Raw genomic sequence first — 13,183 nt, forward strand, 5'->3', positions numbered from 1 at the left:
CCCCGGCGACAACCTCTCGACAAGGTCCCGATCCATACCCGGGCCCGAACCTGATGACGTCCGCTTGTCGGCTGTGCAACGGGGGGCGATGGACGTGAACGGACCTTGGGCGGGAGCGGGTGGGACGGGTACGCCGGGCGTCGGCGGACGGGGCGTGCTGGAGGGCGCGTTCGCATTGCTGGAGGCGGTGGAACGGGCCACGGAGGCAGGGCTCACCGCCCTGTCCTCGGAGTGCGGGCTGCCCAAGACGACCGCATACCGGCTGCTGGAGCAGTTGGTCGCGCTGGGGGCCGTGGAACGGCGGGGAACGGGCTACCGGATGGGGCACCGGATGTTCCGGCTCGGGCACTCGTGGCAGCCGTATCCCGGGCTGCGGGCCGCTGCGCGCGGACCGGCCCGGCAGCTGGTGCGTGCCACCGGTACGACGGTCGGGGTCGCCGTGTTGCGGAGCGGCCGGACGATGGTGCTGGACTGGACGCCCGGCGAGGCCGGTGAGGCACTCGGCTCGCTGCGCGAGGGCATGACCTGGCCCTGGTTCACCGCGGCGGGCAAGGTGCTGGTGGCACAGGCACGGCCCGGCCTCCCGCTGGGGCCGCTCCCGACGGCCTGGCGGCAGCAGGCGGCCACGATCCGGGACCGCGGCGTCGCGTTCGACCGGGAGGAGCTGGCGGAGGGAGTGTGCTGTGTGGCCGTGCCGCTGTACGGGGCGGGCCACGTCCCGGTCGCGGCCCTGTGTGTCCTGACCGACCCGGCGCACCACCTCGAACGGCTCGGCGAAGTCGCCAGGGGAACCGGCCACGCCATCAGCGCGGCGCTGCGCGGCCGGTGACCTCGGCTCGCGGCTGCGCGGCTCCCGGCGGACGGGAGCCGCGCAGCTCATTCACGACATGGACCTCTGAGGACCGCCGACAGACCTCTGACGGACCTCTGGCAGCCCTCTAGAGGTGGTGGAACCAGTGCTGGGCGATGCGACCTTCGCACGACGCCACGACGACAGCGCCGCCCTTCTTGTCCTGGACGGTGTCGAGGCACAGCCCGGAGTAGATGTTGACGATCTCGCCGTTCGGCCTGAGGTCCCAGCTCTGCGCCTGGGCGTACTCGTAGCACGCCTGCTGCGTGACCCGAGCCCCTGCCGGGCCGGCGCTCCACAGGCATTTGCGCGCGCTCTGGGACCTGATCGTCCACTGCCCCGGGACCGGCCCGTCCCCCCTGTCGGACGCCACGAGGATGAACTTCTGCTCGGGAGTGTTCGTGCAGTTCCACAGTTGGGCGCGGGCGCCCTCCGCCGGATCCTCGGCCTTCATGTCCAGGCAGTACTGGTGAATGTTCGCGTTCTTGAGCTCCTCGTACGTGCGGGTGTTCAGGGCCGCCGCCGACGTCGCGGTGACCCCGACCGCGACCGTCGCGATACAGGTGGCCAGGCCCAGCACACGCAGTCCCAGGCGTGAACGGACACTTTTCACGATGATTCCTTCCCCGTTCGGTCGGTGTTCGGTCGTTGCTTCCACCGATGGCCAGGGTGGTTCTCCCGCGTCCGCCTGTCGCGTGCTGTTCCGCTCAGCGGTCCGGACGGGGGCTGCGTTCAGGGCAGGACTGACAGGACTAACAGGACGGGTTCCGCGGACTCCCGGCGCCCCGCCCGAGCGCGCTCAGCCCTTGTCGAGGTACTGCTCCCTCTCCTCGTCCAGCAGAGCCTGGAGTGCTGTGCGCAGGCCCGGGAGGTGTTCCAGGTCCGGGTCGGACGCGACCACCGCGGTCGCCTCGTCGCGGGCCTCGGCGATGATCTCCTCGTCCTCGATGACGGCGAGCATCCGCAGTGAGGTGCGGGCGCCGGACTGGGCCTGACCCAGGACATCGCCCTCGCGGCGCTGTTCGAGGTCGATGCGGGAGAGCTCGAAGCCGTCGAGGGTGGAGGCGACCGCGGTCAGCCGCTGGCGGGCCGGGCTGGCCTCGGCCATCTCGGTGACCAGGAGGCAGAGGCCCGCCGCCGAGCCACGGCCGACGCGGCCGCGCAGCTGGTGGAGCTGGGAGACGCCGAAGCGGTCGGCGTCCATGATCACCATCGCGGTGGCGTTCGGCACGTTCACCCCGACCTCGATGACCGTCGTGGCGACCAGGACGTCCGTCTCCCCCGCGGCGAAGCGGCGCATCACGGCGTCCTTGTCGTCCGGGGGCATACGGCCGTGCAGGACCTCGACCTTGAGGCCCTGGAGCGGGCCCTTGGCGAGCTGGTCGGCGATGTCGAGGACCGCGAGGGGCGGGCGCTTCTCCGCCTCGTCCTCGGGGGACGGCTTCTTCCTGGACTTCTTCGGGTCGTCGTCCTCGTCGCCGATGCGCGGGCAGACCACGTACGCCTGATGGCCGTTGGACACTTCCTCTCGCACGCGCTCCCACGCGCGCGAGAGGAAGTGGGGCTTGTCGGCGGCCGGGACGACATGGCTGGCGATGGGAGAGCGGCCGGCGGGGAGCTGGTCCAGGACGGATGTCTCCAGGTCGCCGAAGACGGTCATGGCGACCGTGCGCGGGATCGGCGTGGCGGTCATCACGAGGAGGTGCGGGGGCTGTTTGCCCTTGCCGCGCAGGGCGTCGCGCTGCTCGACGCCGAACCGGTGCTGCTCGTCCACCACGACCAGGCCCAGGTCGTGGAACTGCACCTTGTCCTCGATCAGCGCATGCGTCCCGATGACGATCCCCGCCTCCGCGGTGACCAGGTCGAGCAGTGCCTGCCGCCGCCCGGCCGCCCCCATGGACCCGGTGAGCAGCACCACCTTGGTGGAGTGCTCGGCACCACCGAGCATGCCGCCCTCGGCCAGCTCCCCCATCATCTCCGTGATCGACCGGTGATGCTGCTGGGCGAGCACCTCGGTGGGCGCGAGCATCGCCGCCTGCCCACCCGCGTCGACGACGGCGAGCATGGCGCGTAGCGCGACCATCGTCTTTCCGGAACCCACCTCTCCCTGCAGCAGCCGGTGCATCGGATGTTCCGTGGCCAGGTCGTCGAAGATCTCCTTGGAGACCTTCTGCTGGCCCTCGGTGAGGGTGAAGGGGAGCTTGGCGTCGAAGGCGGAGAGCAGGCCGTCCTTCTTGGGCCTGCGGGCCACGGCGGGCAGTTGGGCGTCCGCGTGACGGCGGCGGGCCAGGGCCACCTGGAGGACGAAGGCCTCGTCCCACTTGAGGCGGGAGCGGGCGTCATCGATGTCCGCCTTGGTGTGCGGGCGGTGGATCTTCAGCAGGGCCTCGGGGAGGGGGACCAGACCGCGGCCGGCCCGCAGGGAGTCGGGCAGCGGATCGGTGGCCTCCTGGGCGCTCGGCAGCACCGTCTGCACCGCCTTGGCGATCTTCCAGGACTCCAGCTTGGCGGTGGCGGGGTAGAGCGGGATGAGGGCGCCCGCCCAGGTGTCCACCGTCTCGGTCACGTCGTCGCCGCGCAGCAGCTCGTACGCCGGGTGGGCCAGCTGGAGGCGGCGGTTGAAGACGGAGACCTTGCCCGCGAACAGCGCGCGGGTGCCGGGCAGGAGCTCCTTGTGGGGCTTGTGCACGCCGTTGCCGAAGAAGACCAGCTTGAGCTGGCCGCTGCCGTCCGTGATGGTCACTTCGAGGCGCTGGCCCTTGCCCCGGGGGGCCTTGGAGGAGGCGAAGGTGAGCAGGCGGGCGTCGGCGACCTGGGCGACCACCGTGACGTGCTCGTCCATGGGGAGGTCGGCGAGGTGGGTGAGCTGGCCGCGCTCCTCGTACCTGCGGGGATAGTGGTGCAGCAGGTCGCCGACGGTGTGCAGGCCGAGGTGCTCGGCCATCACCTTCGCGGTGGCGGGTCCGAGCACCTTCTTCAGTGGTTCTTCGAGCGCGGGCACGAGATCCATTGCACACCACCGCACTGACAATGCCGTATACGTCCCAGAAATCCGCTGGTCAGACGGCTGGTTCGGGGCCTAGGATGTCCGGCTCCGGCCCTGTTCGCGGTCACCTCGTCTTGGGACCGCCCGACCCCGCGCCGTCGCACGTCCCCCCACCGGCGCAGCGACGATGGACTCCCAGATCTCACAGTCAGCTCAGGCATCCCAGTCACCCCATACGTTCCAGGTCGACCTGCGCGGCCTCGTGGACCTTCTCTCCCACCACCTCTACTCCAGCCCCAAGGTCTATCTGCGGGAGCTGCTACAGAACGCCGTGGACGCGATCACCGCCCGGCGTGCCGAGCAGCCCGACGCGCCTGCCCTGGTGCGGCTGTTCGTCGAGGGCGCGGGCGGCGCCCTTCGTGTGGAGGACTCCGGGATCGGGCTCACCGAGACGGACGTGCACAGCCTCCTGGCGACCATCGGCCGCAGCTCCAAGCGGGCGGAGGGCCTGGAGTCGGCGCGCTCCGACTTCCTCGGGCAGTTCGGCATCGGCCTGCTCGCCTGCTTCGTGGTCGCCGAGCGCATCCGGGTGGTCAGCCGCAGTGCCCGTACGCCCGACGCGCCCCCCGTGGAGTGGACGGCGGCCGACGACGGCTCGTACACCGTCCGTACGCTGCCGCACGAGGCCCGCGCCGAACCGGGTACGACCGTGTACCTGGTGGCGCGTCCGGGCGCCGCCGACTGGCTGTCCGAGGAGCGGGTCCTCTCGCTGGCCCGGGACTTCGGATCGCTGCTTCCGTACGACGTACGGGTGGGCGACGAGGCGGTCACGGACCTCCCGGCGCCCTGGGACCGCGCGTACCCAAGCCCCGCCACCCGAAGGGTGGCCCTGGGGCGGCACTGCCACGAGCTGTTCGGGTTCACGCCGCTGGACTCGATCGACCTGGACGTGCCGCTCGCCGGGATCCGCGGGGTGGCGTACGTGCTGCCGTCCGCGGTCAGTCCCGCCCAGCGCGCCGGTCATCGCGTGCACCTGAAGGGCATGCTGCTCACCGAGCGGGCCGAACAGCTGCTGCCCGACTGGGCGTTCTTCGTGCGCTGCGTCCTGGACACGGACAGCCTGCGGCCCACCGCGTCCCGGGAGGCGCTGTACGAGGACGAGGCCCTGGCGGGCGTACGGGAGGCACTGGGCGAGCGGATCAGGGCCTGGCTGACGGGGCTCGCGGCCGGTGATCCCGAGCGGCTCGCGGCCTTCCTTTCGGTGCACCACCTGGGCGTGAAGTCCCTGGCGCGGCACGACAGCGAGATGCTGCGCACGATGCTGCCGTGGCTGCCCTTCGAGACGACCGACGGGCAGCTGTCCCTGGAGGAGTTCGCGCAGCGGCACCCGGTGGTGCACTTCACGCGGTCCGTGGAGGAGTACCGCCAGGTCGCGCCGATCGCGTCCGCGCAGGGCGTGGGTGTCGTCAACGGCGGCTACACGTACGACAGCGAGCTGGTCGAGGCGCTGCCCTCGGTGCGGCCCGGGACGGTCGTGGCGGAGCTGGACGCCGACACGGTGACCGCGCATCTGGACTCGGTCGACCCGGCGGTGGAGCTGGCCCTGTCGGCCTTCCTGGGGGCCGCGCGGGCCAAACTCGACCCCCTGGGGTGCGATGTGGTCCTGCGCGCCTTCCACCCCCTCTCCGTGCCCGCGCTGCACCTCGACGACCGGGCGGCCCGCCACGAGCAGGCACGCGCGGAGGCCGAGGAGCAGGCCGACGACCTGTGGGCGGGCATTCTCGGCTCGCTGCGGGGCAGCGCCCCGCGCGCGCGGCTGGTGCTCAACCACCTCAACCCGCTGATCCGGAAGATCAGTTCGCTCGACGACCGGGAGCTGATCGGGACGGCGACGGAGTCCCTCTACGGCCAGGCCCTGCTGATGGCGCAGCGTCCGCTGCGACCGGCGGACTCGGCGCTCCTGAACCGGGCGTTCATCGGCCTCCTGGAGTGGGCCACCCACAGCGACACCCCGGAGGAGGGCCACCGATGAGCGGGACCGGTGAAAACTTGGACTTCGACGCGCTGCGCCAAGCGATGCAGGAGAACTACGAGCAGCCGGAGGGCCCGGCCCGCAACGCGCGCGCGGAGGTGCTGCTCGCCGAGGCCGAGAAGCTGAACATCCCGCTCGCCGTGATCGAGGCGCTCGGCCACCAGCTGAAGGTCTACAACTACAGCTCCGAGAAGGACAGGATGTTCGTCCCCTTCGCGCGCCTGCTGCGCATGTGGGACGAACGGCCCGAGGACTTCGACGAGTACGAGACCCACTCCCTGCACTGGGTCTTCAAGTGGGTGTCCTCCGGAATGGTCGGCCAGCCGCACGTTCCGCTCGCCTCCATCGAGAAGTGGCTCGGCGAGATGGAGCACCGCTACCGGCTCGCCGGTCACTCCGAACGGGCGGTCCGCAGCACCGAGTTCACGGTCGCGCGGTCCATCGGGGACCTGGCGCGGGCCGAGCGGGCGTACACCGCGTGGCTGGCCGCGGACCGGGACAGCATGGCCGACTGCCACGCCTGCGAACTGCACGACCAGGGCTGGTGGCTGGCCGAGCGGGGCGCCGACGCGGAGGCCCTGGAGCTGTGGCGGCCCGTCCTGGAGGGCGAGTACACCTGCGCCCACGAGCCGCACGCGGTCCTCGCCTCCTCGCTGCTGCCCCTGCTGCGGCTGGGGCGTCTGGACGAGGCGCGGGCCCACCATCTGCGCGGCTTCCGGCTCGTACGCCCCATGGAGAGCATGCGGGGCGCGTACGCGGACCATGTGGAGTTCTGCGCGCTCACCGGCAACGAGGCACGGGCCCTGGAGCTGCTGGCGGAACGTCCCGCCTACTTCACGGACGCCGGGGAACCGCGCAGCCGGATGGACTTCCTGGCCGTGGTCGCCCTGCTGATGGACCGCCTGACCTCGCTCGGGCTGGGCGCGCAGACCGTGCCGGGACCGGCCGGCCGCACCTGGACCGCGGGCGAACTCGCCTCCCACGCGCGCGTGGAGGCCCTTTCGCTGGCGGACCGCTTCGACGAGCGCAACGGCACGGCGTACGTGAGCGGACGCGTCCGGGAGCGCATGGGCCAACCGCCACTGGTGGAGCGGCTGCCGCTGGGCGTACGCGCGACACCGACCGTGGCCGCTCCCGTGCGGCCCGCGCCCGCCGCGTCCGCGGATGCCACCGCCGACGACGGGCCGGACCTGGCCGCGCTGCTCGCCGAGGCCCGCCGGCTCTCGGCCGCCCTGCACCCGGATTCCGTCGCGGCATGGGCCGCGGTCGCGGAGGCGGCCGGTGACGAGGAACTGACTCCCCGCGACCGCGCGGAACTGACCGACCACGAGGCGATGGGCCTCGGCCCCGAGGGCGTGGAGCTGTTCGCCCGCGCAGCCGAGCTGTACGAGGCCGCGGGCGACCCGGGCGAGGCCCTGGCGGCACGCGCGCGTGGAGCGTACGTACTGGCCCTCTCCGGCCGGACCCGCGAGGCGCTGGCCGCGGTCTCGGAGCCGTACGAGCGGGTGCTCGCCCTCTTCGCGGAGGGCGGGACAGAGGTCCCGCAGGCCGCCTCGGTGCTGGTGGGACGGGCGCGCATCCTGCTGCAGCGGGTGCACGAGGCCGCGGAGGTGAACGGGGCGGGAGACGGCTCCGACGTCCTGGCCGCCGCGGAGACCGCCGCACGGGAGCTGCTGGCCCTCGCAGGACCGGAGGCCGGGAACGACGTCCTGGTCGCCTCCCGGGCCGCGGAGGCACAGGCCATGCTCGGAGAGCTCGCGGCGCACGCCGGGGACGCGGAGAGGGCCGCGGAGCTGCTCACGCGGGGCTCGGAGGCGTTCGTGGCGGCCGGGCTGCCGTGGTTCGCGGTGGAGTACGAGGCCCGGCTCACCGGAATCGCACGCCATCTGGGCGACGCCGAGGCGGCCGAGCGCGCGGCCCGGGCGGCGCTGGAGCACGGTGCGGCTTTCCTCGAACCGACCGGTCACGCCCAACTGCACCTCCAGCTGGCCGAGATACTGGGCGCCACCGGACAGTTCGGGCCCGCCGCCGACCACGCCCTGGAGGCGTCGCACTGGGCCGACGAGGCCGGTGACGGACCCACGCTCGGTGCCTGGGCCAGACATCAGCTCGGCGGCTTCCTGCTCCGCCAGGACCACTGGGCCGAGGCCGCGGAGGTCCTGGAGTCGGCGCTGCCGGAGCTGAGCGCGCAGACGCACGGCGACGGGGCGATCGTGCAGACCCATTGGTGGCTCGGCGACTGTCTCACCGAGCTGGGCGAACACCGCGAGGCCGCCGAGCACTGGCTCCAAGCGGCCGAGATCGCCCGGCACTGGCCCGAGCAGCGCGACCACGCGATGCTCGCCCATCTCGCCGCCGAGGCCCTCGGCCACGCGGAGCTGCTCCCTCAGGCCGAGCAGGCCTACGCGCGCGCCGGTGACCTCTGGCGGTCCCTCGGCAACGTCCACGGGCTGATCCGCTCCCTGCGGGCGCGCGCATGGCTCGCGGTGCGCGAGGAGGGCTCGGGGCTCGACACGGCACGTGAGTTGATGGGCGAAGCGGTCCGCGCGTGCGAGGACGAGGTGCCCGAGGACCACGAGGAACGCGAGCAGCTCGTCGCCGAACTCGCCCAGACGCACCGGCAGTTCGGCGACCTGGTCGCCCGTTCCGCGCCCGACGACGCCGAGGACGAGCTGATCTACGCCCTGTTCGAGGAGGCCCTGGCCCACGTCACGCTGGCCGTCGCGGGCTTTCTCTCCCTCGGCGAGGACGCCCTGCACAGCCGCACCGGCGCCCAACTGGCCGCCGGCTGGCTGGAGGCCGACCTGGAGCACCCCGACTGGGCGGCCGCACGCGCGCGTGAGGTTCTCGCCGCGTACGCCGAGGGGGATGCCTCGGACGAGACGGTGGTGGCGCGGCGTGGTGAGGCTGAGCGGTTGCTGCGGGCGACTGAGTCGAGCGCGTAGCGCTCCGCGGGCGGTCAGGTTGAGGGTCGGTCCTTGTCCGCGGGTCCGCTGTGGCTGGTCGCGCGGTTCCCCGCGCCCCTTCTGGCGCGGAAACGGCCGCCTATTCCACGCCGATCAGCAGCAGCGCCCCCTGGCGGCCGCCCCGGTACACGACCGTGTCGACGGCCAGGTAGGACTCCCGGACGCGGGCTTCGAGGTGGGCCGCGATCGTGTCGGGGGCCTCGTCGCCCAGGACCAGGGTGACCATCTCGCCGCCCGCCGCGAGCATGCGGTTCAGGACCGCCTCGGCGGTGGCCGTGATGTCGGAGCCGATCACGGCGACGTCGCCCTCGATGAGACCGAGGATGTCGCCGGCCTGGCAGATGCCGGCCATGGTCCAGGACTGGCGTTCCGCGACCTCGACCTCGGCGTACCGGGTCGCACCGGCGGCCGAGGTCATCGCGACCACGTCCTCGTCGAAGCGCCGCCCGGGCTCGTGCACGGCCAGCGCCGCGATGCCCTGCACCGCGGACCGGGTGGGGATCAGCGCGACCCTGACGCCCTCGGCGCGGGCCTGCTCGGCCGCCGCGGCCGCGGTGTGGCGCAGCTCGGCGTCGTTCGGCAGCAGCACCACCTCGCGCGCGTGGGCCCGTCGTACGGCCTCGACGAGCTCCCCGCTGGCGGGCGGCTCCCCGGGGCGCGCGAGGACGGTGGTGGCCCCCGCCTCGGTGTAGAGCCCCGCGAGGCCCTCTCCGGGGACGACGGCCACGACCGCGCGCTCGGCCCGTTCCCGGACCGGCCGGCTCCCGGCGCCCGTCGTGTGCGCGTCGTCGAGCCCGAAGTGTGTGATGCGGATCCGGTAGGGCCGCCCGGCCTCGACGCCCGCCTCCACGGCGGCGCCGGCGTCGTCGACGTGCACATGGACGTTCCACAGGCCGTCCCCGCCGACCACGACGAGCGAGTCGCCGAGCGCGTCGAGCCGGTCCCGCAGCCGCGTCACCGCCGCGTCCTCCGCCTCCAGGAGGTAGATCACCTCGAAGGCGGGCCCGGCCTCGTCGGGAGCGGGGGTTCCGTCCGCGCACTCCCCCACCTCTTCGAGGGGTCCCGTCACAGCGTCGTCCACGCGCGCGTGGAGCCCCGTCGCGTCCGAACCCGCCCCCACGCGCGCGTGGCCCGCGAGAACCGGCACCGCCGACGCGGCGGGCGCCTCGCCCGTGAACGTCTCCACCAGGGCCCCCAGCACGGCCACGAGGCCGCGTCCGCCCGCGTCGACCACCCCGGCCCGCTCCAGGACCGCCAGCTGCCCGGGAGTCGCCGCGAGCGCCGCCCGCGCGCCCTCGTACGCCGCCCGCGCGACCGCCCCGCAGTCGCCCTCGGCGCCGGAGGCCGCGTCGGCGGCGGCAGAGGCGACCGTGAGGACCGTGCCCTCGACCGGGTGCACGACGGCCTGCCGGGCGGCGTCGGCCGCGCGCCGGAGGGCGAGCCCCAGACCCTGCCCGTCGGTGTGTGTCGCGTCACTGTCGGCGGCGAGCACCTGGGCCATGCCCCTCAGGAGCTGCGCGAGGATCGTCCCGGAGTTCCCCCGGGCCCCTATGAGCGCGCCGTGCGCCATCGCGTGCACCGCGTCGGCGAGGGCGGGCCCCTCGGGCGCCCGGCCGGAAGAGACCCCCTGTCCGGCGGCGGTTTCCTGCCCGTCGAGGATCTCCCGGCCGTCGAAGGCCGCCCGGTCCTCGAAGACTTCCCGGCCGCCCGCAAGTGCGGCATGACCCGCGAAGACGGCCTCCACGGCCGCGGCCGCCGACTCCACGGTCAGGTACAGATTGGTGCCGGTGTCCCCGTCCGCGACGGGATACACGTTGATCGCGTCGATCTCCTCGCGCGCGCGGCCGAGTGCCCGCAGCGCGAGGCCGCACCATGCACGTACCGCGGACGCGTCCAGTCTCTGCGGCACCTGCGGCACCTGCGCCTCCTTGAACAGCCGAACGTCCGACGCAGCGTAGACCCCGGTCAGGCCCCTACCGGAAGAGGGCCGGGCCAGGTCCCCGGGCCAGCCATGGTAGTTTCGTTGTACGGACGCAGTCGTTGTATGCTGCTCCGGTTGCCCGATCCGATCGGGCCTTCCTCCTGGCACCGCCACTCAGATCCTAGATCTTGATCCCGGCATGCCGGGATCATCCGTAAGAGCATCTGAAGTCTTTGGAGTGACCCGTGGCTGCCAACTGCGACGTCTGCGGCAAGGGGCCGGGCTTCGGCAACAACATCTCGCACTCTCACCGCCGTACGCCCCGTCGCTGGAACCCGAACATCCAGCGCGTTCGTACCGTGGTGGGCGGGACGCCGAAGCGCGTGAACGCTTGCACCTCGTGCATCAAGGCCGGCAAGGTCTCGCGCTGACGATCTGCTAGCGCGCGGCCACTGCTGGTTCGCTGCTCAAAGCCGGTCCACTTCACGGTGGACCGGCTTTTTGCTGTGCCCGCAGAGTTCGCTGTGCCCGCTGTGCCCGCAGAGTTCGCTGTGCCCGCCGAGTCGGCTGAGTCCGCAGACCGGCGCGCGACTGCCTCGCCTGCGGACGTAAACGATTGCGCAAGCGTTTACGCGTCGCCCGCCCCGAACCGCCAGCCATGATCCACCGGCCCGATCCCGCCGCCGAGCGCGAAGCCGGCCGCGATCGCCCCGGTGACGTACTCCTTCGCCGCCGCGACCGCCTCCGGCACCGTCTGCCCCTTCGCGAGCCCCGAAGCGATGGCGCTCGCGAGGGTGCACCCCGTCCCGTGCGTGTGCCGGTTGTCGAACCGGGGAGCCCGCAGCCAGTGCTCCTGAGAGCCGTCCGTGAGGAAATCGACGGCGTCCCCGCCGAGGTGACCGCCCTTGATCAGCACCCACGTCGGCCCGTACGCCAGCACGGCCGCCGCCGCCCGCCGCATCCCGTCCTCCGACTCGACCCGCAGGCCGGTCAGCTGGGCCACCTCGTCGAGGTTCGGCGTCGCCACCGTCGCGACGGGCAGCAGCTTCGTACGTACGGAATCCAGCGCGGACGCGGCGAGCAGCGAGTCGCCGTGCTTGGAGACGCCGACCGGGTCGACGACGGAGGGCACGGCCGTGCCGCCGATCAACTCGGCAACGGTCTCCACGAGTTCGGCCGAGGAGAGCATGCCGGTCTTCACGGCGTCCACGCCGATGTCGTCGACCACACTGCGGTACTGCGCGCGCACCGCCTCCACCGGCAGTTCCCAAGCGCCTTGTACGCCAAGGGAGTTCTGCGCGGTGACGGCGGTGAGCACACTCATGCCGTGCACGCCGAGCGCGAGCATCGTCTTCAGGTCGGCCTGGATCCCGGCCCCGCCACCGGAGTCGGAGCCGGCGACCGTCAGCACCCTGGGCGGGGCACTCGCACGGGACGAGGCACTCATGACTCGATGTCCGCGAAGTGGTCCCAGCCGCCCTTGCTGGTCCATGGCGCCCCGTCCACCGTGACCTGCGGCAGCGCCGACGGGTTGAGGACCTCGCCGATCACCTTCCAGCGGGCGGGCAGTTTCACGTCCGGCGGGAAGGTCGCCACGATCGCGTGGTCCTCGCCGCCGGTGAGCACCCACTGGAGGGGGTCGACGCCGACGGCCTGACCGATGTCGTTCATCTGCGAGGGGATGTCGACGGCGCCGGAGCGGACGTCGATACGTACCTTGCTGGCCTCGGCGATGTGCCCCAGGTCGGCGATCAGCCCGTCGCTGACGTCCGTCATCGAGGTCGCGCCGAGCCCGGCGGCGGCGGGGCCCGCGTGGTACGGCGGTTCCGGACGCCGGTGGGCCTCGACGAACGCGCGCGGCGAGCGGAAGCCGCGGGAGAGCACGGCGTGCCCGGCCGCGGACCAGCCCAGCCAGCCCGTCACGGCCACCACGTCACCGGGCTGGGCACCCGCGCGCGTGACCGGCTCATGGTTGCGCAGATCGCCGAGCGCGGTGATCGCCACGGTGATCGTGTCGCCGCGTACGACATCGCCGCCGACCACCGCCGCGCCGGCGACCTGGCACTCGTCGCGGATGCCGTCCATCAGCTCGGACGGCCAGGTGGCCGGGAGTTCCGCCGGGACGACCAGGCCGAGCAGCAGCGCGGTCGGCACGGCGCCCATCGCGGCGATGTCCGCGAGGTTCTGCGCGGCCGCCTTGCGACCGACGTCGTACGCCGTGGACCAGTCACGACGGAAGTGCCGACCCTCCAGGAGGATGTCGGTGCTCGCCACGACCCTGCGGTCGGGGGCGGCCACCACGGCGGCGTCGTCGCCCGGCCCGACGCGTACCGCCGGAGTGGTGGTGAGCCGTGAGGTGAGCTCCTTGATGAGCCCGAACTCCCCCAACTCGCCCACGGTGCCCTTCATCGTTGTACGTCTCCTTTTG

At 72.7% G+C, this 13,183-nt stretch carries 9 protein-coding genes; 4 read left to right on the top strand and 5 right to left on the bottom strand.

The genetic code is table 11. The features are described 5' to 3' along the window. The first annotated feature begins 94 nt into the window (after positions 1 to 94). Positions 95 to 829, top strand: coding sequence for an IclR family transcriptional regulator (locus JEQ17_RS14545; protein WP_234048202.1), 735 nt, complete (start codon positions 95 to 97; stop codon positions 827 to 829). Between the two features lie 109 nt (positions 830 to 938). Here JEQ17_RS14545 and JEQ17_RS14550 read toward each other — a convergent pair whose 3' ends face one another. Then, positions 939 to 1,463 carry an RICIN domain-containing protein gene (locus tag JEQ17_RS14550; protein WP_200395659.1) on the bottom strand — a complete coding sequence of 175 codons (525 nt, stop codon included), beginning with the start codon at positions 1,461 to 1,463 and terminating at the stop codon, positions 939 to 941. A 186-nt stretch (positions 1,464 to 1,649) separates the two neighbouring features. Then, the gene (gene recG, locus JEQ17_RS14555) at positions 1,650 to 3,860 is read right to left on the bottom strand and encodes an ATP-dependent DNA helicase RecG (protein WP_200395660.1); all 2,211 of its coding nucleotides are present in this window, start codon (positions 3,858 to 3,860) and stop codon (positions 1,650 to 1,652) included. 163 nt (positions 3,861 to 4,023) lie between these two features. Here recG and JEQ17_RS14560 point away from each other — a divergent pair, with 163 nt between their 5' ends. Further along, positions 4,024 to 5,868 carry an HSP90 family protein gene (locus JEQ17_RS14560; RefSeq protein ID WP_200395661.1) on the top strand — a complete coding sequence of 615 codons (1,845 nt, stop codon included), beginning with the start codon at positions 4,024 to 4,026 and terminating at the stop codon, positions 5,866 to 5,868. After that, positions 5,865 to 8,813 (top strand): tetratricopeptide repeat protein, encoded by a 2,949-nt coding sequence (locus JEQ17_RS14565; RefSeq protein WP_200395662.1) that lies wholly within the window; start codon positions 5,865 to 5,867, stop codon positions 8,811 to 8,813. The genes JEQ17_RS14560 and JEQ17_RS14565 overlap by 4 nt, the downstream gene beginning before the upstream one ends. Positions 8,814 to 8,913: 100 nt before the next feature. Here JEQ17_RS14565 and JEQ17_RS14570 read toward each other — a convergent pair whose 3' ends face one another. Beyond that, the gene (locus tag JEQ17_RS14570) at positions 8,914 to 10,752 is read right to left on the bottom strand and encodes a DAK2 domain-containing protein (protein WP_200395663.1); all 1,839 of its coding nucleotides are present in this window, start codon (positions 10,750 to 10,752) and stop codon (positions 8,914 to 8,916) included. Between the two features lie 248 nt (positions 10,753 to 11,000). Here JEQ17_RS14570 and rpmB point away from each other — a divergent pair, with 248 nt between their 5' ends. Beyond that, positions 11,001 to 11,186, top strand: a complete 186-nt coding sequence (gene rpmB, locus JEQ17_RS14575) for a 50S ribosomal protein L28 (protein ID WP_004924906.1) — start codon at positions 11,001 to 11,003, stop codon at positions 11,184 to 11,186. Between the two features lie 197 nt (positions 11,187 to 11,383). Here the strand turns inward: rpmB and thiD are convergent, their stop codons facing one another. Together thiD and JEQ17_RS14585 are read right to left on the bottom strand one after the other, a co-directional pair. After that, complete coding sequence (gene thiD, locus JEQ17_RS14580; RefSeq protein WP_200395664.1) at positions 11,384 to 12,202, bottom strand: bifunctional hydroxymethylpyrimidine kinase/phosphomethylpyrimidine kinase; 819 nt, start codon at positions 12,200 to 12,202, stop codon at positions 11,384 to 11,386. After that, on the bottom strand, positions 12,199 to 13,164 hold the full coding sequence (locus JEQ17_RS14585) for a thiamine-phosphate kinase (RefSeq protein WP_143640639.1): 966 nt from the start codon (positions 13,162 to 13,164) through the stop codon (positions 12,199 to 12,201). Before JEQ17_RS14585 ends, thiD begins: the two co-directional genes overlap by 4 nt. Positions 13,165 to 13,183: the final 19 nt, after the last annotated feature.

The organism is Streptomyces liliifuscus, from assembly GCF_016598615.1.
Taxonomy (GTDB): Bacteria; Actinomycetota; Actinomycetes; order Streptomycetales; family Streptomycetaceae; genus Streptomyces; species Streptomyces liliifuscus.